General features: G+C 35.9%; 13 protein-coding genes. 4 read left to right on the top strand and 9 right to left on the bottom strand.

Annotation, left to right across the window (positions count from 1 at the left end; translation table 11 throughout):
- Positions 1-77 precede the first annotated feature (77 nt).
- Entirely contained in the window at positions 78-863 is a 786-nt protein-coding gene (gene dapF, locus M0051_RS15465; protein ID WP_306742413.1) for a diaminopimelate epimerase, read from the top strand.
- Between the two features lie 18 nt (positions 864-881).
- Positions 882-3,689, top strand: coding sequence for a cache domain-containing protein (locus M0051_RS15460; RefSeq protein WP_306742412.1), 2,808 nt, complete (start codon positions 882-884; stop codon positions 3,687-3,689).
- Here the strand turns inward: M0051_RS15460 and M0051_RS15455 are convergent.
- The 5 genes from M0051_RS15455 to M0051_RS15435 form a co-directional block, all read right to left on the bottom strand.
- Positions 3,686-4,252, bottom strand: coding sequence for a TIGR00730 family Rossman fold protein (locus M0051_RS15455; RefSeq protein WP_306742410.1), 567 nt, complete (start codon positions 4,250-4,252; stop codon positions 3,686-3,688). The genes M0051_RS15460 and M0051_RS15455 overlap by 4 nt on opposite strands.
- Before the next feature lie 88 nt (positions 4,253-4,340).
- The gene (gene gyrB, locus M0051_RS15450) at positions 4,341-6,302 is read right to left on the bottom strand and encodes a DNA topoisomerase (ATP-hydrolyzing) subunit B (RefSeq protein ID WP_306742409.1); all 1,962 of its coding nucleotides are present in this window, start codon (positions 6,300-6,302) and stop codon (positions 4,341-4,343) included.
- A 363-nt stretch (positions 6,303-6,665) separates the two neighbouring features.
- Positions 6,666-7,166: a hypothetical protein gene (locus tag M0051_RS15445; RefSeq protein ID WP_306742408.1), complete on the bottom strand. Its 501-nt coding sequence runs from the start codon at positions 7,164-7,166 to the stop codon at positions 6,666-6,668.
- Positions 7,167-7,291: 125 nt separating this feature from the next.
- Positions 7,292-9,016, bottom strand: a complete 1,725-nt coding sequence (locus tag M0051_RS15440; protein ID WP_306742407.1) for a hypothetical protein — start codon at positions 9,014-9,016, stop codon at positions 7,292-7,294.
- 19 nt (positions 9,017-9,035) lie between these two features.
- Positions 9,036-12,224 carry a tetratricopeptide repeat protein gene (locus tag M0051_RS15435; protein WP_306742406.1) on the bottom strand — a complete coding sequence of 1,063 codons (3,189 nt, stop codon included), beginning with the start codon at positions 12,222-12,224 and terminating at the stop codon, positions 9,036-9,038.
- Positions 12,225-12,594: 370 nt separating this feature from the next.
- On the opposite strand from M0051_RS15435, the gene M0051_RS15430 reads away from it, so the two are divergent.
- Both M0051_RS15430 and M0051_RS15425 read left to right on the top strand, forming a co-directional pair.
- A complete protein-coding gene (locus tag M0051_RS15430; protein ID WP_306742404.1) occupies positions 12,595-13,320 on the top strand; it encodes a cell division ATP-binding protein FtsE in 726 nt (241 codons plus the stop codon).
- Positions 13,321-13,325: 5 nt separating this feature from the next.
- Positions 13,326-14,006 (top strand): rhomboid family intramembrane serine protease, encoded by a 681-nt coding sequence (locus M0051_RS15425; protein ID WP_306742402.1) that lies wholly within the window; start codon positions 13,326-13,328, stop codon positions 14,004-14,006.
- A gap of 131 nt (positions 14,007-14,137) precedes the next feature.
- On the opposite strand, the gene M0051_RS15420 is transcribed toward M0051_RS15425, so the two are convergent.
- The 4 genes from M0051_RS15420 to hypD form a co-directional block, all read right to left on the bottom strand.
- A complete protein-coding gene (locus M0051_RS15420; protein WP_306742401.1) occupies positions 14,138-14,944 on the bottom strand; it encodes a M48 family metallopeptidase in 807 nt (268 codons plus the stop codon).
- An 18-nt stretch (positions 14,945-14,962) separates the two neighbouring features.
- On the bottom strand, positions 14,963-16,993 hold the full coding sequence (locus tag M0051_RS15415) for a thioredoxin domain-containing protein (protein ID WP_306742399.1): 2,031 nt from the start codon (positions 16,991-16,993) through the stop codon (positions 14,963-14,965).
- A 198-nt stretch (positions 16,994-17,191) separates the two neighbouring features.
- Positions 17,192-18,100 (bottom strand): glycyl-radical enzyme activating protein, encoded by a 909-nt coding sequence (locus M0051_RS15410; RefSeq protein ID WP_306742398.1) that lies wholly within the window; start codon positions 18,098-18,100, stop codon positions 17,192-17,194.
- Positions 18,100-20,541, bottom strand: a complete 2,442-nt coding sequence (gene hypD, locus M0051_RS15405; protein ID WP_306742397.1) for a trans-4-hydroxy-L-proline dehydratase — start codon at positions 20,539-20,541, stop codon at positions 18,100-18,102. Before hypD ends, M0051_RS15410 begins: the two co-directional genes overlap by 1 nt.
- Positions 20,542-20,867: the final 326 nt, after the last annotated feature.

Genomic DNA, 20,867 nt, shown 5'->3' with positions numbered 1-20,867 from the left:
TACAATTTTAACGATATAAGTTTAGAAGTGTTTTGAATTTTAACGTATTTAACACTTATTAACAGGATTACACAAGAATGCAGATTAAATTTTGGAAATATCAGGGAACTGGAAATGATTTTGTTTTGATTGATAACCGTAATAATATTATAACCCCAGATAACAAAAAGTTAATTGGACACTTGTGCCATAGAAGATTTGGTATTGGTGCAGATGGTTTAATGTTATTGGAGAATGCTGAAGGTTACGATTTTCGCATGAGGTACTTCAATTCGGATGGTGGTGAAGCCAGCATGTGCGGAAATGGTGGAAGATGTATTGTTGCGTTTGCATATCATTTAGGGATTATCAAGGATAAGACACTATTTATTGCAGTAGATGGAGAACATGAGGCCTTGGTGAAAGATGAAAATGATTTCGTGCAGGTTAGTCTGAAAATGATCAATGTATCTGGTATCGAAAAGGGCGAAAATCATTACTACATGAATACTGGGTCGCCGCATTACGTTGAATTCATTGATTCCCATGCAAACTTTGATACATACAAAAATGGAAAGGCAATTCGGTACAATGAAAGATTTGCAAAAGAAGGTACAAATGTAAATTTTGTTTCTTTCAATGATGAAGGAATACAGGTAAGTACCTACGAACGAGGAGTAGAAGATGAAACCTATTCTTGTGGTACTGGTGTAGTTGCATCTGCAATTGGTTCCGGATATGAAAAAAACAAAGAACATTTCAAAATAACAACCAAAGGTGGAAACCTAGAAGTTCGTTTTGAAAGATTAGACACACAAAATATTAATAATGTTTGGCTTATTGGGCCTGCAAGAAAAGTATTTTCAGGAACTGTAAATATTTAAAATCGCTGTTTCGATTGTATGAAGTTCATTCTCACTAAACTCTTTAACAACAAAAGCATTTCGAAAGTTTTTCTTTTTTCATTGCTTTCCATATCATTGGGATTAATTCTTGTATTTGGTTTGTTTGTCATCCAACAAGAAAAACAAAAGTTTCAACGAGAGTCGCTTCAAATAAGGCAAGATTTCTTAAAAAACCAGAAGAAAACCTTACAACAGGAAACTCAAACTCTTATCAATTATATTGAAAATGAAAGGTTGCAAACCAGAAACCTATTAAAGAAAGATATTAGTAGTAGAGTTTACGAAGCACACAGCATTGCAACTAATTTATACAAAAGCTATAAGGACAAACTAACAAAAAAAGAGCTTCAAAAATTAATAATCAATGCATTAAAATCGGTTCGCTTTAATAATGGAGATGGCTACTTCTACATTAACAAATTAAATGGAACCGTAATTATGGATCCTGAAAATCCTGAGAGGATTGGGCGAAACAAACTTCAGGTAAAAGATGTTTATGGTGTTCCGATTATCCAAAATGAAATTGAAACTGTCAAATCAGTAGGAGAAGGTTACACGGACTATTCCTGGCAAGCAGAAAATAGTCAGAAAATTCATCCCAAGATTTCTTTTGTTAAAATATTTAAAGAGTTCGATTGGTATATTGGCTGCACTCAATATGTAAACAATTATAAACTTGAAATTCAAGAGAAAATATTAGAAAAAATTACCGATTTACGATTTGATGATGATTTCACTATCACAGTTATAAGCTTTGATGGAACATGCCTTGCCCACACGAATAAAGTATTGGTTGGGAGAAACTTATGGAACATATCTGATAGAAATGGAAACAGGATTGTAAGAGAATTCATTTCGAGGGGAACTGATTCTGAAGGTGGATTTATAGAATATCTTGATCCTTTTGCAAACTCAATTGAACGCCCCTTACCAAAATTAACTTATGCAAAATCCTATAAAGACTGGCAATGGATTATAGGTTCTGGTATTCATCTTGACGAACTGAACCAAACCATTAAAAATAGAAATGATGAATTGCAAGCAAATGTAAATAACTATATTCTTAATGGGGTAATTCTTGTAGCTCTGGTTGTGATTTGCATTATCATTTTCTCGCGATATATGGTTCGAATTACAAAAACTGGTCTATACGTATTTACTCGTTTTTTTGAAAAAGCAGCATCCGAATCGCTAAGAATAAATATCTCATCTTTACAATTTAAGGAATACAAGGAATTAGGTGAGCTAGCAAATCAAATGATTTCAAAACGTGACAAAATTGAGCAACAGTTAAATATCGAAACTGCATATTTTGAACAATTATTCGAAAATTCACCAGAAGCGATTGCCATTACTGACAATGAAAGCAAAGGAATTAAAATCAATAAAAAATTCACTGAACTTTTTGGCTACACTTTGGAAGATATAAAAGGTGTAGGTATTGACAATTTACTTGCCGATGAAGAAAGACAAGAAGAAGCAAATAAATTAAATACCTTAACTACCAATGGGCAGCTTGTTGAAATAGAAACCAAACGAAAATGCAAAACTGGAGAATTGATTGATGTATCCATCGTAGGGAATCCAATAATAATTGACGATAAACCTATCGCAATTTTCGGAATTTACCGTGATATCACACAACGAAAACTATATGAGCAACACTTAACCGAAGCCAAAAACAAAGCCGAAGAATCAGACCTTTTAAAATCAGCATTTTTGGCAAATATGTCTCATGAAATTCGAACTCCAATGAATCATATTATCGGATTTACCGATATTATGACCTCTCAAAATATCAATGAAAATGAAAGACTTGAATATGGAGAACTAATAAAACAAAGTAGTAACAACCTTCTACAGCTCATAAATAATATTATTGATTTGTCAAAAATTGAATCGAGACAAATCAATTTGAATTGGGCAAATTATAATCTAAATGGCATTCTTACTGTTCTATTTGAGAAATTTTATGGGCTAAAAAATAGTATCAATAAATCTCACATTACACTACAAGTACAAAAAGCACTAAGCGATAAAGATGCTCTTTTGTTTACCGATGCAAAAAGATTAGAACAACTTTTATCCAATGTTTTAGATAATGCAATCAAATTTACAAATGAAGGTTCAGTAGAATTTGGATATCAAACCATAGAAAATGAATCTGCCATTGAAATATATGTAAAAGACACTGGCATTGGTATTCCTGAAAGTGCTTTAAAGGATATCTTCATGTCTTTCAGACAAATTGACGGATCAGACACCAGGCAATATGGTGGAACAGGATTAGGTCTAACAATTACCCATAGATTAACAGAGGTTCTTGGTGGCAAAATAAGAGTAGAATCAATAGAAAATGAAGGAACCTGTTTTTATATACAGTTTCCATTTAGCATTGAGAAAGAAGATGAATTTCGCAAAGAAAACCATTACAATTGGGGTGGCAAGAAAATTCTGATTGTTGATGATCAAAGAAATAACTTTACTTATTTTAAAACTGCGCTAGAACACACTCAGGCTCAAATATTTTGGGCTAAAAATGGCATTGAAGCTATTTCATTGTGTGAATCGGTTAAGGTTGATATTGTTTTAATGGATATTCAGATGCCAGTTATGAATGGATACGAAGCTACCAAGAGAATAAAGCATCGAAATTCAGCAATTCCAATTATTGGACAAACTGCTTTTGTTGAAGAAGAAAACAAAACCAAAGCCTTTGCTGCAGGTTGTGATGATTACATCGTAAAACCAGTTAAAACCAAAACTTTATTGGATTCAATCAATAAGCAATTCTCAATAAACTAATCCCATTTTGTTCCCCTAACTTCTTGTTTGTAGTTCTCTATATAGGAAATTGCATCTTTGTAGTCTGTGGCAAAGTAGAACAATTTGCTGTATTCAGGTTTAGCAAACTTTTCTTGATAAGATAGTTCAAATTGAGCTTTTAAATTCTCATAAAAGCCATTTGTATTAATAAACACAACAGGTTTATTGTGATAGCCCAATTGCTTTAACGTGATTACCTCCAATATTTCCTCTAATGTTCCAAAACCACCAGGAAGTGCAACAAAAGCATCCGATTTATCGCGTAATAGCTTTTTTCTTTCAGCCATATCAGGTGTAATAATTAATTCATCTAAAAAGTCAGCAGAAATTCCATAATCATTGATCAACTTAGGAATAACCCCTAACACTTTTCCTCCCGATGTTTTCACAGCTTCAGCCACCTCATTCATTAAGCCAACATTGGTTCCTCCATAAACCAATCCGTGATGATTTAAACCAATTAATTTTCCAAGTTCAGTAGCTTCCTTAAAATACTTTTCATCCAAAGAATTGCTTGAAGAACAAAATACGCAGATATTCATGACTCTTAATTTAAATAAGACGAAGACGATTAATTATTCAAAAAAGCCCCTGAGAAATTCTCAAGGGCTTCTGTTTTGTATTTAGAACTTATGCATCAATATTTGCGTAAGTTGCATTTTTCTCGATAAATTCTCTACGTGGTGGAACCTCATCTCCCATCAACATTGAGAATACATGATCAGCTTCAGCTGCATTTTCAATGGTTACCTGACGTAAAGTACGGAATTCTGGGTTCATCGTAGTTTCCCACAATTGTTCCGCACTCATCTCACCAAGACCTTTGTAACGCTGGATGTGCATAGAACTTTCTTTTCCTCCACCCCATTCTTCAATCAAGCGAAGTCTTTGATCCTCGTTCCAGCAATATTCTGAATTCTTTCCTTTTTTCACCAAATACAATGGAGGAGTTGCAATATACAAGTATCCATTTTCGATAAGTGGTTTCATATAACGGAAGAAGAATGTCATAATTAAAGTTGCAATGTGGCTACCGTCGACATCCGCATCACACATGATTACAATCTTGTGATAACGTAGCTTTTCCATGTTAACAGCCTTGCTGTCATCTTCGGTACCAAAGGTAATTCCTAGAGCTGTAAAGATATTTTTAATCTCATCACTTTCGAACACCTTATGCTGCATCGCTTTTTCAACATTCAAAATCTTACCTTTCAAAGGAAGAATTGCCTGAAATTTACGATCACGACCTTGCTTAGCAGTACCACCTGCCGAATCTCCCTCGACAAGGAAAATCTCGCAGTTTGCAGGATCCTTATCAGAACAGTCAGATAATTTACCAGGAAGACCTGAACCACCAAGAACCGTTTTTCTTTGTACTAATTCTCTTGCTTTACGAGCTGCATGACGAGCCGTAGCTGCCATAATCACCTTTTGAACAATCGTTTTAGCATCCTTTGGATGTTCTTCCAAGTAGTTCGATAGAGAAGCACTAACAGCTTGATCAACAGCTGCAGAAACTTCAGAGTTACCTAACTTGGTCTTTGTCTGTCCTTCGAATTGTGGCTCTGCAACTTTTACAGAAACAACCGCAGTTAAACCTTCACGGAAGTCATCACCACTAATGTCGAACTTCAGCTTAGCCAACATTCCAGACTTTTCAGCGAAATTCTTTAACGTACGCGTTAAACCTCTACGGAAACCTGTAAGGTGAGTACCACCTTCAATGGTATTAATATTATTAACGTAGGAGTGGATATTTTCAGAGAAAGAAGTATTGTATTGAAGTGCAATCTCAACAGGAACATCATTCTTTTCTGTTGATACGTGAATCGTATCTTCAATTAAACGCTCACGGGTTGCATCAAGATACTCAACAAACTCTTTCAAGCCTTCTTCAGAATAGAAAGAATCATTACGATATTCACCCTCTTCGTTCTTCTCACGTTTATCGGTAATGCTCAAACGAATATTCTTATTCAAGAAAGCCAATTCTCTCATTCTTGCTGCAAGAATATCGTACTTGTATTCCGTAGTTAAGAAAATTGATTCATCCGGCTTAAACGACACTATAGTTCCTGTAACATCGGTTTCACCAATAACTTTGATATCATCGTAAGGCTTTCCTTGCGAATACTCTTGCAAATACACCTTACCTTCACGATGAATTTCAGCACGCAAATGAGTTGACAAAGCATTTACACAAGAAACACCAACTCCATGCAGACCACCAGAAACTTTGTATGAATCTTTATTAAACTTACCCCCGGCGTGTAGTACTGTCATTACTACCTCAAGTGCTGATTTTTTCTCTTTCTGATGAATTTCAGTTGGAATACCACGTCCATCATCCTTAACTGTAATAGAATTGTCCTCGTTGATAAAAACTTCAATATTCTTACAGTAACCTGCAAGAGCCTCATCAATCGAGTTATCTACTACCTCATACACCAAATGATGTAAACCTTTAACATTAACATCTCCAATGTACATGGAAGGGCGTTTACGAACCGCTTCCAAACCTTCTAATACCTGAATACTATCCGCGGAATATTCGGCATTTCCATTTGGTTTATTTTCTAAATCACTCATCTAACAGATCTTTAGTTTTTCGAAAAAGAAATTAGAAGATAATCAAAAAACAGCCTCTGATTATCAATTCCAAATTCTAATATTTTTTGTGCAATTTTCAGAAAGTTTAATGGCTTGATTTTTAATTCTCAAAAACTGGAAAATGAACCATTCATACACAAGATCAAAACTCTTAAATATCAACACCTTACCAGACAACTAAAGCCAAAAAACAAAAGTTAAACAAAGATAATAAAAATGATGAATCTAAGGGCAGGAAAGTCATTAAAAATAATGCACAATACTGTTTTTTGACGAAGGCAATTTAAACACAAAAAATAGCAAAACCCAAATTTAGTTTATGTTTATTTGAAAATCACCATCTTAAAAGGAAATTGATTGTCCTCTTCGTGGTCGTTTCATTTTAAACTTAATGATGAAATTATCTACTTTCTTTCCTGTTTCTGTAACACCATATTCACGCAATTCAAACAGGGTTGTTACGTTTTTAAATCCTTTGGGCATGGCCTTCCACATTCTATAAAATACAACCTGCACATTTTCCAGGTCTGCATCATCTAATTTTAATTTTAGAACTTCTTTGCCTTTGGGCATAGCATATACACTAACACCGTGTTTTTTCCAGTTAAGCGCCTCTTCTGCTACAAAAGACATATTTAAAGTATCTCTTGTGATATCAAACAAGTAGGTAACTCCGAGATCCTCTTCACCAATATCCATTAAAATCTCTAAGGGCTTTCTGTCATTATTAACGGATAATTTCCAGCGTTCCGCCTGTTGAGCGAATACCGAACCCGATATCAGTAACAAAGTAAATAATGAGATAATAACGCTCGCATATCGCGAAGTAAAGTTCAAATTCATGTGGTTGAGAAAATTTAATTAAAATAAAGCTAGTAAAAACTATTCAATCTACAATATATTATCGTCAGTAATAACAAAAGGGATGCCAGTAGTGACATCCCTTAATATTTTGTTGTTTTAAATTCTTACAAGTTAACTTTTATTCCAAGTAAAAAATTAAGTCCTTGCGAAGGATATCCATCCCATTGGTAATACTTATCCGCAAATAAGTTATTTACTTGCGCAAAAGCTGAAAAATATTCGTTTACGCTATAATTGGCTCCTACATTTAAATCATAGACCGCTTCTAACTTTTCTACTTTAGTTAAATCATATCTTACAAGAAAAGTAGAACGCTCTCCAATCATATTAACGCCAGCGTTAAAAGTTAAATCATTTGCAAAAGAATATATTGCGTTGACTTGCATTTCAAATTCCGGCATGTGCCAAGCTTCTCCCAATTCATCCATTGAATAGTTGTTGTACCAAACTGATGAATTTAATTCCAACTTCTCGGTCCACCCAATGGTTAATTCAGCACCCAATCGAAGTACATTAACATCATCGTAAACAACTCCAAATTTATTGGAATATGGAACACCTGAAATGGTCATTCCCTGAGGAATTTTAACATTTTCCTGAATAAAGAAATATTGATTATCGATAGCTGAATACTCTGCCTGTAAAGTAAACGATGAGTTGGAAGACATACTTCCTCTAATTCCACCGAATAATTTATACTTTATATTGCTTGGCGAAACGTTCAAACCTGAATAAATGAATCGATTTTCTTCTACAATATCTTTGTAACAATTCATCTTTAAATCGCCATTCAAGCCTGCAAACAAACTCATAATTCCGTCAATTGCCTCGAAATCCACTTTTACATCTGGATACAGTTTGGTTTCAGAATCATCACCAGTTGCCAAAACAGCATTCACTCCCAACTGAAGATTAAAGTTCCCGGTTTGCAACAAATATTGAGGATTTAAACTCCATTTTAGGGTCTTTCTTTCAGAAACCCAGTTTGAATCTTCCCAATGGTTTAACCCATCAATGGCAAAATAATCAAACTCCGATCTAAGGCTCCAAAATGCATCTCCTCTTCTAATTCTGGCATTTCCTGAGATTAAAATATCATTTTCATTTGCATCGATATCATCAGAAAAGTGTTCATACTTTAATCCCAAACCAAAATTCAATTGCTCCTCATCTTTAAAGTTAGACTGATACAAAGCATTTAAACCAAAATTGTTTAGTTTTTGCTCAGCGTATGGGAATAAATTAGTTGTGGTTCCCTCTAAGTCATCCGATTGTGGAAAGCCAAAATAATTGAATCCTGTATGCTTGTAAAACAATTTTCCTGATACCTTTCCTTCATCAAGGTATGCAGTTCCATATACTTCTGCCAATTGCTCAGAAAAATCAGGTTTCACTTTATCATCATCCTCCAGTTTCAATTTTCCATTGCTCGAATAATGTCTTAAATGAACTCCTATATCTGCAGTTTTTGACCGTTGATTATTAAATCGATAATCTCCAAAAAGAGTAGAATAATTTCCTCCAGCAATAGTTAAAGTATGGGAATTCAATTTTTTCAATGGTTCTCCCACAATTCTAGCAGCTGGAATCTCTGCTGGCGAAAAACCTACATTTAATGGTTTTGCCTGAATAAAATAATCAAAGCTTGGTGTAAATGTGCTTGTATCTTGAATTACCGGAAGTTTCCCTAATCTTAAAGCCTTATTTATTTTAGGCTGATAAGTTGTTCTTACCTTAACTTCTTTATCTAACTCTCTTTGTTCTTGTGACCAGGCAATTGAGTAGGAAAAACCGAAAACTACAATTGCTAATAAAATCTTTTTCAACATTGTTTCTCTAATTATCATGCTACTCAACTTCTTTTTCTTCTTCTAACATTTCCTGCAACATCAACCGTTCCTCATCCAATCCTAAAGAATCTCTTTTGGCAGAGTTTTCTTCAAATAGTTTTTTATTCTGAATGCTATCTGTTCCTTCAAATTGAAGTTCCACCGATTTGCTGGCAACTTCCTTCTCTTTCTGCTTCTCAGCTTCCAATAAAACATTCAGTTTCTTCTGAGCTCGCTCAAAAATACCATCTTCTTTCGAGCCATAATTGTCAACGATACTTTGCAGTGTATATTTGGCCTGGAACTCATCATTCTTTTTTAGAAACACATCCGAAAGCAACAAGAAACTTTCCGCCAACCAATAATGATGCGGCGAGTTCATTTCAATAAAGTTGTTAATCTCTTTCTCGGCTTCATCCCATTTGTTTTGCGCATAATATACTTCAGCAATTCTGAATTTAGCCTCTGCACCTTCCACACTTTGAACTTCCTTTGATAATATCTTCAGATCCTTTAAAGCATCTGTTTTCTTATCTAAACTCAAATATGCTTTTGCTCTTTTAAATGTAGCCTCACGAATCATTTCCTCTTGTACTTTTGGCATTTCAAGAACATCTTTAGCAGCCAAAATCACTTGATCAAATTCACTCAAACCATATACCGATCGCAAATAGCCAACCTTAGCAACATTAATATTTTCCGGAATCTCTGCAGTTTTTATTAATCGCTGATATTGATTTTTAGATCTATCAAAACTTCTATTTTTAAAATTTAATTGAGAAGCCGCCAATAAAGCTTTTTCCGTAAATAAATTATCTGGCTGGTTAATAACCTCTTCAAATCCAACTAGAGCACTTTCATAATCCTGACTATTCAAAGCAGCATCAGCCTTGTAATATTGAGCATTCAACCTGAACATTCCTGATGGGAAAGTAGAAAGGTAATTCTCAAAAGCTCTAATTCCTTGCTCTGTCTCACCTGACATATATAGTCTTTCTGCAGAAATATAGGTTAATGAATCCTTCTCTGAGCTCCTTACCATTGAACCATTGCCTACCGATTCAACAAATGCAAAATATTCATTTACTTTATTTAAATCGACATATACGTTCTTAAGACCAATTAATGCACTTTTCTTTTCTTGACTTTGCGGATATTCAGTAATTACTGCTTTATAATTTAAAATGGCTTTTTCATATTCTTTGAGATTGTAATTCATTAAACCCAATTGCACCAATGATTTTGCAGCAAAACTACTATTGGAGTGATTTTTAACCAATTCTTGATATAAACCGGCAGCTTCACGTTGCTCATTCATCTTCACTTTAGCTCTTGCCAACTCATACAATGCATCATCAGAATATTGTGATGTTGGGTATTTCGTTTTCACTTGTTCAAGCAATCTGGCTTTTTCGTTCGGTTGATTTAACAATCCCATACAAAAAGCTTGTTGATACAAGGCATAATCTGCATCCCAACCTGATGTAGCAGCTGCTTTTGCATAAAATTCAGCTGCTTTATTGTATTCTCTATTCAAAAAGAAACAATCACCAATACGATTGTAGGCATCCGAAACAAACTCGTCCTTTTCGTTGGCCTGATTTACAAACTTTCTGAACCAATCCGATGCCTCATCATATTTATCCAAATCGAAATTGGCATAAGCAATATTGTAATAAGCTTGTCCAAAATATTCAGAAGTTCCCGATCCTGGCGAAACCAAGAAAGTTTTAAACTGCGTAATTGCCTCTTTCAAATTGCCCAAACGATAATTCGCTTCCGCTTTCCAATATAATCTCTCGGCTGAAATATTCGAGTTGTACATGCGGTATTTCCAAGACAAATCGAAAGCCTGAATGGCTTCTTCGTACTTCAGTTGTTTCATTAACTCTAATCCACGAAGGAAAGAAACACGCTGATACGCCTTCTCAATTTCAGGCGTTTTGTTCCTGATTTTATCCATGGAAGCAATGGCATCCGAATAATTTCTGGTGGTCATATACACCTTCACCAAATAATCGTAAGCCTCATCATTTCGATCCGAATCAGGATATTTTTGCAAATATTCATCGAAGGCCTTAATGGTTTCGTTAAAAGGAGAATAGGATAGTTCGTAAGTTAGCTTGGCATAGTTAAATAAAGCATCTTGCTGCATATTCTTATCGAAATCCATTCTTGCTGCACTGGCAAATGCCGCTTTAGCTCCATTTTTATTTCCCGATTTTAAGTAAGAATCTGCCAAACAGAAAGTCGCCACCTGAAGCATTTCATCATCTTCACCTCCCACTTTTTCGAACTGTGGAATGGCATCTTCATATCTTTTTTGCTTGTAAAGACAATATCCGTAAGCAAATTTTTCCTCGCGAACCAAGCTCTTCTTTCCTTTTTCAAGATATGGTATGGCTTTGGCATATTCCTTTTCCTGATAATAAGCCAAACCAATCATTTTGGCAATTTCATCTTGTCGCTTCACACTTGCATCATCCAAGTATTTAGGTGCATAATTTAAAAGATCCTGATATCGTTCTTGCAAAAAGTAAATCTGGCAAATGTAATAAGGTACAATTGGAGCAAAAGTTCTATTGGACTCCAACTTTTCAAATCCGCTTAAAGCGGTTTGGTAATTCTTATTTAAATAAGCAATATGCGAATAGTAGTAATTTGCCGGAGCATTGTAATCACCCGATACCTCAATAATCTCGTAAAAATTCTTTCTGGCATTCTCATAATCCGCTTTTCGGAAATACGAATAAGCAATCTTGAATCGGTATTCAGTTAAATCATCATTTTTCAACAAATACGGATCCACCTGCTTGAACCACAACAGAGCTGCCTTGTATTTTTTGTTGCGATATTGCTGGCGCCCTAATTGAAAATAGGCCAATTGAATTTTATTGCTCTCCGGGTAATTTCTAATAAAAGCTTTCATCTCCTCTTCTGCACCTGGTCGAAACAATTCTATAGAGCAAAGTGCCTTGAAGAACTCTGCTTGAGATCTTTTATCGGAAAATTCAGTACTACTTCTATTTATAAACTCTTGAAACTCTTTGCGAGCAGCTCCAAAATTCTTGTTTTGAAACTTTTCATTGGCCGATTGCCAAATTTGAGCATCGGAATAATGATTTAAAGATTTTTGAGCTTGCGATGAATTGCCGATACTTATCAAAAGTAGCGACAAAAATATCCATAATAAATATCTGCTTCTCATGCTTTTGTGTGTAGGTATTATTGAGTGAATTAATGATTCCGAAAGTACTATACTTACAGTATTTCGTAATTTTTAAAACCAGCCTTAAAGGTAAAAATAATATACTTCTTTACAGTACTTTCAAACGAAGCTTCTTCAGAAAAATTGTCTCTTTTGTTAAGAATTAATGATGAAGAAAAAAGTGATACGAGAAATAATTTTTTAGATTTGTAAATCGACGTATTTATTATACCATTTACATATCAAAATGATTGAAGTATAATGCCGGTAGATATTTAAAAATCAATAACAAACAAAATGAAGTTATCGATCTCCCGATAATTATCGGGATTAAATACGATCTGTATTACAACTCGTAAAACGAACACACATGTCAGAATCTGCAATAATAGAATTAAAAAATGCGACTATCCGTCAAGCGGATAACATTATTCTTACCGATGTAAATCTGAAAATCGAAAAAAACGAATTTGTCTATTTGATTGGTAAAGTTGGAAGTGGAAAATCGAGTCTACTAAAAACTTTATATGCAGATTTGCCTTTAACAGAAGGTGGTGGATCGGTTGCCGGATACTATCTGCCAATTATCAAGCGCAAGCAGGTTCCATTCTTACGCAGAAAAATTGGAATTGTATTTCAGGATTTTCAATTGTTAACCGACCGATCGGTGAAAGAGAATCTGGAGTTTGTTTTAAAAGCAACGGGTTGGAAAAACAAAAAAGAAATCGAAAACAGAATTGTAGAGGTTCTGGAAAAGGTTCACATGGGCAACAAAGGTTACAAAATGCCACATGAGCTATCGGGTGGTGAACAACAGCGTGTTGTAATTGCTCGCGCCCTACTTAATTCTCCTGATATTATTCTGGCTGATGAACCTACTGGTAATTTAGATCCTGAAACTTCGGATGAACTGGCTCAATTAATGATGGACATTAGCAGGAACGGACGAACTGTAATCATGGCCACACACCAACACGATTTGCTAAAAAAATTCCCAGCCAGAACCGTTGAGTGTATCGATGGCAAATTGGTGGACAAATCAGCTCCTGAATTTATTCCGGAATCTGCTAACAATGAAAGTGAAATCAACCAGTAGATTATTTGAGAAAACCTGAACCATACAACAAAGAATTTGAACAATTAAAACTGAAACACAGTTTAATTTTTCCGCTCGCTTTTTTGATTCTAATTTGGGCAATTAAGATTTTTGAATGGGGATTGGGTTTGAATTTTACAAAACTGGGTGTTTTCCCATTACATGTTAAAGGTTTAGTGGGAATTATCACAAGTCCTTTAATACATGGAGATTTTCAGCATTTAATGGCCAATTCGGTACCTTTTTTTGTGCTGAGTTGGGGAATATTTTATTTCTATCGACCTCTGTCATACCGAATTTTTATTCTTTGTTACCTAACTACCAATATTTTGGTTTGGATAGGTGCTCGTGAAGCCTATCATATTGGTGCCAGCGGATTGGTGTACTCATTCGCTTCCTTTCTGTTTTTTAGTGGTATTTTCCGAAATTACTATCGATTAATAGCCATTTCCTTTGTTGTGGTTTTCCTTTATGGAGGATTTTTTTGGGGAATCTTTCCAATCTTAAAGGATGTTTCCTGGGAAGGACACCTGTTTGGAGCAATTTCTGGCTTAACTTATGCTTTGGCTTATCGAAACGAAGGTCCTCAAAAACCACGAGTTATTATGCCGGAAGATGACGATAGCATTCCTGAAGAAATTTGGAATTCTGAACATCTGGAAAACAAGGAAGAATTGCGTAAGTAATTCGAAATTATTTATTTCCAACTGAACTACGACTCTAAGAATAGGTAAAGTCAACTTTATAAATAAAAAACGCAAAGGAATGTAATCCTCTGCGTTTATTCTAAATGTATTTTTGTGTCCTTACAAGACTCTTATTTCTTTTTATAATACTTCATTGCTTCCGGAAGAAAAGCTTTTAGGTTTGCCACTCGAGTATCATCTGCGGGGTGAGTTGAAAGGAACTCCGGTGGTTTTTGTCCACCACTTTCGCCCATTCTTTTCCAGAATTCAACCGCTTCAGCAGGATTGTAACCTGCCATTGCCATAAAAATCAGCCCCATTTTATCTGCTTCATTTTCATGTGAACGAGAGAATGGCAGCATTACACCAACATTGGCACCAACACCAAAGGCAGTCATCCAGATCTTTTGTGTTTCTGCAGGTTTTTCATTTAAAGCTATTGCCAAACCTTGTCCCAAAGCTTGAATTCCCATTTGTTGACTCATGCGTTCATTACCATGACGCGCTACGGCATGAGCAATTTCGTGTCCCATAACAACTGCCAATCCGGTTTCAGTTTGAGTGTATGGTAAAATACCAGTATAGAAAACCACTTTTCCTCCAGGCATACACCATGCATTTGGCGTATCATCTTCTACCAAATTAAATTCCCATTTAAAATTGGCAACTCTATCTCCCATTCCATTGGCATTCATAAATTCTTCTACCGCCTTAGCTATACGATCGCCACATGATTTAACCATGGCTACTTTTGCTTTGTCTTTCGAAAGTTTATTTTCCTTCAAAAAAGCATCATATTGCGTAAGACTTGTTGAAATCATTTCACTCTCAGGGAAAAGATTCATTTGTTTACGTCCGGTGATTGGTACAGTAGCGCAGGCAGCCAATACAAATACCAATCCTGCTAATAGTACGTTACAGGTTGTTTTCCTTGTCATTATTATTTGGTTTTTAGTTTATTCTGATATTTCTTCTTGTAACTGATCCAATAATTCCCTTACATTAGTAACGGGAATTTTACAAGTTCTATTTTTGCAAAGATAAAAAGTTGTTTGTTTAGAAACATAACGATTTTTCAACAAAGGCAACTCACTCTCGGTTAAACTTCCTGAAATAAGCACATTAGGCAAAAACAAAGATTCTATTTTTTGTTTCTCATCCATTGCTAAATCACCCATTATCACCAATTCGTAAGTTGAATTAGCCAAGTAAAAAAACAATTGTCCCCAATTAAAATGATAGGATGGTACTTTTAACATTCGTTCGTAAACATTGGCAAGCATTTGCTTCGACCTTTCCTTGTAAGCTTCCTTCTCCAGGTAGGTTCCCAACAGGAAAAGAGATTTTGCCATGGAAGAATTTGATGATGGAATTACATTGTCCAGCAGTTCCATTTTTCTCGCTATTAAATCAGGATCCTCATTAGATGTATAAAAAAACATTCCTGATTTTTCGTCTGAAAAATGTGTCATTACCACCTTCTTCAATCGATCAGCTTTAATTAAATAATCTTCTTTAAAACTGGCCTGATACAAGGAAACATAGGCTTCTATGGTAAAAGAATAATCGTCCAGAAAAGCATTGATTTTCGAAACTCCATCCTTGTAATTTCGGTGCAAATGGCCTTCTCCTTTCATCAAGTTTGTTTCAATAAAATGTATTGCTTTCTCAGCTCTTTCCAGATATTCTTGTTTTCCCAAAGCCTTGTAAGCATCTACAAATCCTTTAATCATCAATGCATTCCAACTCGTTAAAGCCTTATCATCCAAACCTGGGCGTATTCTTTCTTCACGCTTTAAGAGCAATTTATTCGAAGCGTTCTTTATTTTCTCATCAAATTGCTCTATCGTAATTCCTAATTTCGTAGCAAGATCCTTTTTATCGGCCGAAATCATTAAAATGTTTCCTTCTTCCCAATTCGCTTTTTCGCTAACACCAAAATACTCGCAAAACCATTCGGCATCTTCTTTTAAAACACTTTCTATTTCTGATTTTTCCCAAACATAGAATTTGCCTTCAACACCTTCGCTATCGGCATCCAAAGAAGAATAAAATCCTCCATTTGGCAAACTCAGTTCGCGATCAATAAAATCCAATGTCTCCTCAACTACCCTTTTGTACTCTTTAATTTTCGTCAGACTATAGGCTTCAGCATATAAACTTACCAATTGAGCATTATCGTATAGCATCTTTTCAAAATGAGGGACTTTCCAAATGGCATCCACTGAATATCTGGCAAATCCGCCTCCAATTTGATCATAAATTCCTCCTGCCGCCATTTTATCCAATGTAAGCACTACATGATCCAAAGCCGATTGATCTTTGCTGGCATGATAATAACGAAGCAAAAACTGAAGAGAGCCTGGCAATGGAAATTTAGGGGCGCGATTATTGCCACCTTCAACTTTATCGAAATCCTTTTGCCAATTTTCATAACCCAATGTCACATCATTTATATCAAATGCTTTGGATTCCGATTTTACTTCAATCAGTTCATTACTCCTTACTCCTTCTGAAATTTGATCAGCTACTTTTTCAACTTTATCTTTCTCACTTAACCATGCATTTTGAATACCTTGTAGTACTCTTACCCAATCATTTGGTCGAAAATAGGTTCCTCCAAAAAATGGTTTTCCATCAGGCATGGCGAAACAGTTGAGTGGCCAACCACCACTACCCGTCATTAATTGCACAGCATCCATGTAGATTCTATCAATGTCTGGTCGCTCCTCTCTATCTACTTTAATACAAACGAAAAATTCGTTCATAATTTTAGCAATCTCTTCATTCTCGAAACTCTCGCGTTCCATTACATGACACCAATGACAGGCAGCATAACCAATACTAACCTGTATTACTTTATTCTCATTCTTTGCCTTTTGCAAGGCTTCTTCTCCCCATGGATACCAATCAACTGGATTATGTGCATGCTGCAACAAGTATGGACTATTCTCCTGAGCCAATCGGTTTGTATGTTGAACTTTCATTGCTTTCTTATTATTCCGAGAGTAAGATTCGATTGGAAACATGCCAATCAGTACGATCAATGCTACCATAAACCTATATCTCTCATTAAGGTGTAACATTCATTAAAGATAGAATTTATTTTAAATGATTCTAAATAAAAAAGCAGCAATACCATAATGATACCACTGCTCTCCAAACCAATATTATTTTATTACTTCCTAGCCACCAACACTTGCTGAAATTCCATACTCGGCAAATATTTCTTGTGCTCTTGCCAATTCATCTTCACTTGGAACCTCCATATTTTCCACCAAATACTCCGATCCCAATTTTGTATGTTTGTGTTTTCCCACATCGTGATAAGGCAACAAGTTAACTTCCTTGCGCTTCCAGGGAATTGTAGACAAGAAGTCCGCCATTCTCTCAACTGTTTCCTCATCAGCATTCACACCTTTTATAAAGGGAACCCTGATAATGAAGTCAGCATTATTTTCCGCCAACAACTGTATATTCTTTAATATCAATTCATTATTTACCCCTGTATATTTCCTGTGTACTTCCGACTCGAAAGCTTTAAAGTCAACCAGGAATAAATTGGTTCGCTTGGCCACTTCCAATACAACTTCCGATTTGGCAAACAAAGTGGTATCCACAACTCTGTGAATGTCTTTTTCTGCACATTTGTCCAAAATTTCAATCAAACCTTTGTGATGCATCAATGGCTCACCTCCCGAAAAAGTAACTCCACCTTCCGAATGATCAAAGAATATGGTTTCCCTTTCGATAATCTTCATCAACTCATCGCTCGAGTATACTTTCCCAGACATCTCGATGGCCTTGGTAGGACAAACCATGGCACACTTGCCACACAAAGTACACTTTTCAACGTCGGTTACAATGCCTTGCCTCGTTAATTCCAATGCCGATTCCGGACAAATTTCAACGCACTTTACCGAACCAATGCATTTCGATTCGGTATACATTTTTTGTGCATATGGCGATATGCTTTCAGGATTATGACACCAAACACAGGACAAAGGACAACCTTTATAAAAGATTGTCACTCTAATTCCCGGTCCGTCATTGATTGCATATCTTTTGATATCAAAAATTAATGCTTTACCCATTAAAACGATTCATTTTCTGTTCTGTCGATTACTTCCTGCTGCAAATCTGCATTCATATCATTGAAGTAATCGCTGTATCCTGCCATCCTCACCAGTAAATCCTTATAATCTTCAGGTGTTTTTTGTGCAGCCAATAAGGTTGCTGTATCCACAATATTAAACTGAATGTGATGCCCTCCCAATGAGAAGTAGGATCTGATCAATTTCGATAATTTGGCAATATCTTCATCACGCTTCAACAAACTTGGCAAGAAACGTTGATTCAACAAAGTTCCGCCTGATTTCGTGTGATCCAATTTGGTAAGCGATCGGATTACGGCTGAAGGTCCGTGAGTATCGCAACCATGCGAAGGCGAAGTTCCATCAGAAATGGATTTTCCCGCCAATCGTCCATTGGGAGTAGCTCCCATAACTTTACCAAAGTAAACGTGGCAAGTAGTCGAAAGCATATTCAAATGGAAAGTCTCTCCTTTTGTATTTGGTTTTCCATCAATTGCTGCAAACAAATCATTATAAACCTTCAAGGCGATATCATCAGCATAATCATCATCATTTCCAAAGAATGGCGTATTGTTCAAAATGGTTTGACGCAATACTTCCTCTCCCTCAAAATTGATTGCAACCGCATCCAATATGGTATCAATACTGAAATTCTTATCCTCGAAAACATGTTTCTTTAAAGTGGATAAACTATCGGTTACCGTTCCCAATCCGGTACACTGAATGTAGTTGGTATTGTAACGCGGACCAGCATTGTAATAATCTCTGCCTCGAGCAATACAATCATCAGTTAATACAGACAACAAAGGAGCTGGTGCATATTTGGCAAACATTCTGTCAATGTAATTGCTCACCCTGATTTTCTGATCGACAACAAAATTCACCTGCTTCAAAAACGCCTCGTACAACTCATTGTAGGAAGTAAAAGCTCTTGGATCTCCAGTTTCGATACCTGCTTTCTTTCCAGTTACCGGATCGATTCCATTGTTTAAGGTTACCTCGAGTATTTTTGGAACATTCAAGTACCCAGTCAAAACGTAAGCTTCCTTACCAAAGGCTCCAACTTCAATACATCCGCTACATCCTCCTTCGCGAGCATCTTCAATTGTCTTTCCATGTCCCAACATTTCCATGATGTAAACATCCGGATTAAATACCGAAGGATAGCCATGTCCCTGGCGGATTACGTTACATCCTGCCTTTAAGAATCTTTCAGGAGTACGAGAACTAATGTGAATGGAACTACCAGGCTGTAAAATGTGCAGGTCTTCAATAATGTCAAGCATGATATAGGAAACCTCGCTTACCCCGTCAGATCCATCTTTTCTTACACCACCAATGTTAATGTTGGTAAAGTCGTTGTAAGTTCCACTTTCGCGAGCTGTGATTCCAACCTTTGGAGGTGCTGGCTGATTGTTCACCTTAATCCAGAAACAAGAAAGCAATTCTTTTGCCTCATCTCTGCTTAGTTTTCCTTCTGCCGATTCTTTATTGTAAAAAGGTTCAAGGTGCTGATCGAAATGACCTGGATTCATGGCATCCCAACCATTCAATTCTGTAATGGTTCCCAAGTGCATCCACCAGTACATCTGAATGGCTTCCCAGAATGTTCTTGGTGCATTGGCAGGGACCCAACGACAAACCTCTGCAATTTTCAATAATTCTTCTTTTCTGGTTTCGTCTTCTTCTTTCGCTGCCAATTCTTCAGCCATATCTGCATGACGCTCCGATAACAGAATTGCCGCATCACAAGAGATGGCCATTGCCTGAAGCTCCTCTAATTTATCGGTAGCTTCATCATCATTCATGTAATCCAAACGGTCAATATGCTCCTGAATGTCTTTCTTAAATTCCAGTAATCCCTTTTTATAAATCTTACCGTCTAAAGTAGTGTGGCCTGGTGCACGCTGTTCCATAAACTCCGTGAACAAACCTGCCTCGTAAGCTGCCTTCCACTCCTCTGGTACATGATTAAAAATTCTTTCTCGTTGGGTACGACCTTCCCAATAAGGAATTACTTCCCTGGCATAAGTATCAATTTCTTCCTGTGAAATGGTGTAACGCTGTAATTCTCTAGTATTTAAAACATTCAAGTCATCAACACTGTGGCAGGTTAACTCAGGAAAAGTTGGAACCGATTTTGGAGAAGGCCCACGCTCGCCTACAATCAATTCTCCATCGCCAATGTAAATGGTTTTGTGCTTACATATTTCGTAGAAAGTTTTGGCACGCAATACTGGAATTGAGTATTTGCCGTAATTTTCCTTGTAAAACTCAGTTTCAATTAAAGCACGCTCAATAGAAAGTGATGGTTCAGTATCAACACTTACTTTTCTTAGTTGCTTTATTCTATCATTCATGCCCGGGCCTTGTCCCTTGATTTTATCGAAGTTACTTCCCGACTTTGCCGCTCTTTGCGGAATGGTTTTATCTATTGTCATTGTTTTTCTATTAATCTATTCGAAACGATGTTTTTGGGTACTGCATATGCATTCCAGATAGGAATATCAGTACTTAAAAATAAAATGTAGCTTGTGACAGCAAAGTGCACCAACACATTGCCATTGGAAGGACAATTGTTTAAGAATAGATTATTAAACAACTAAAAAGTCTGCGGTAACTGTATGTTAAAGTATGATTCACGTACATATCAACATCTTTTGACTGAACCAAATTTACGAAATATTATCATCTGAGATACAAATCTCAATTAAATTCTTGTTATCTATAAATGATCTTAACAAACTTATGTCACAACCACACATAA

This window comes from Marinifilum sp. D714, assembly GCF_030851345.1.
In the GTDB taxonomy this organism is placed as follows: Bacteria; Bacteroidota; Bacteroidia; order Bacteroidales; family Marinifilaceae; genus Marinifilum.
Note: the sequence above shows the minus strand (reverse complement) of the source record. Positions and strands in the feature narration are given on the sequence as shown.

Bases quoted from the DNA above. Each gene is read 5' to 3' on its own strand.
- M0051_RS15440 (WP_306742407.1), bottom strand. From the start codon at position 9,016: ATGTTGAAAAAGATTTTATTAGCAATTGTAGTTTTCGGTTTTTCCTAC.
- hypD (WP_306742397.1), bottom strand. From the start codon at position 20,541: ATGACAATAGATAAAACCATTCCGCAAAGAGCGGCAAAGTCGGGAAGT.
- gyrB (WP_306742409.1), bottom strand. From the start codon at position 6,302: ATGAGTGATTTAGAAAATAAACCAAATGGAAATGCCGAATATTCCGCG.
- M0051_RS15420 (WP_306742401.1), bottom strand. From the start codon at position 14,944: ATGACAAGGAAAACAACCTGTAACGTACTATTAGCAGGATTGGTATTT.
- M0051_RS15410 (WP_306742398.1), bottom strand. From the start codon at position 18,100: ATGGGTAAAGCATTAATTTTTGATATCAAAAGATATGCAATCAATGAC.
- M0051_RS15460 (WP_306742412.1), top strand. From the start codon at position 882: ATGAAGTTCATTCTCACTAAACTCTTTAACAACAAAAGCATTTCGAAA.
- dapF (WP_306742413.1), top strand. From the start codon at position 78: ATGCAGATTAAATTTTGGAAATATCAGGGAACTGGAAATGATTTTGTT.
- M0051_RS15415 (WP_306742399.1), bottom strand. From the start codon at position 16,993: ATGAAAGTTCAACATACAAACCGATTGGCTCAGGAGAATAGTCCATAC.
- M0051_RS15430 (WP_306742404.1), top strand. From the start codon at position 12,595: ATGTCAGAATCTGCAATAATAGAATTAAAAAATGCGACTATCCGTCAA.
- M0051_RS15455 (WP_306742410.1), bottom strand. From the start codon at position 4,252: ATGAATATCTGCGTATTTTGTTCTTCAAGCAATTCTTTGGATGAAAAG.
- M0051_RS15435 (WP_306742406.1), bottom strand. From the start codon at position 12,224: ATGAGAAGCAGATATTTATTATGGATATTTTTGTCGCTACTTTTGATA.
- M0051_RS15445 (WP_306742408.1), bottom strand. From the start codon at position 7,166: ATGAATTTGAACTTTACTTCGCGATATGCGAGCGTTATTATCTCATTA.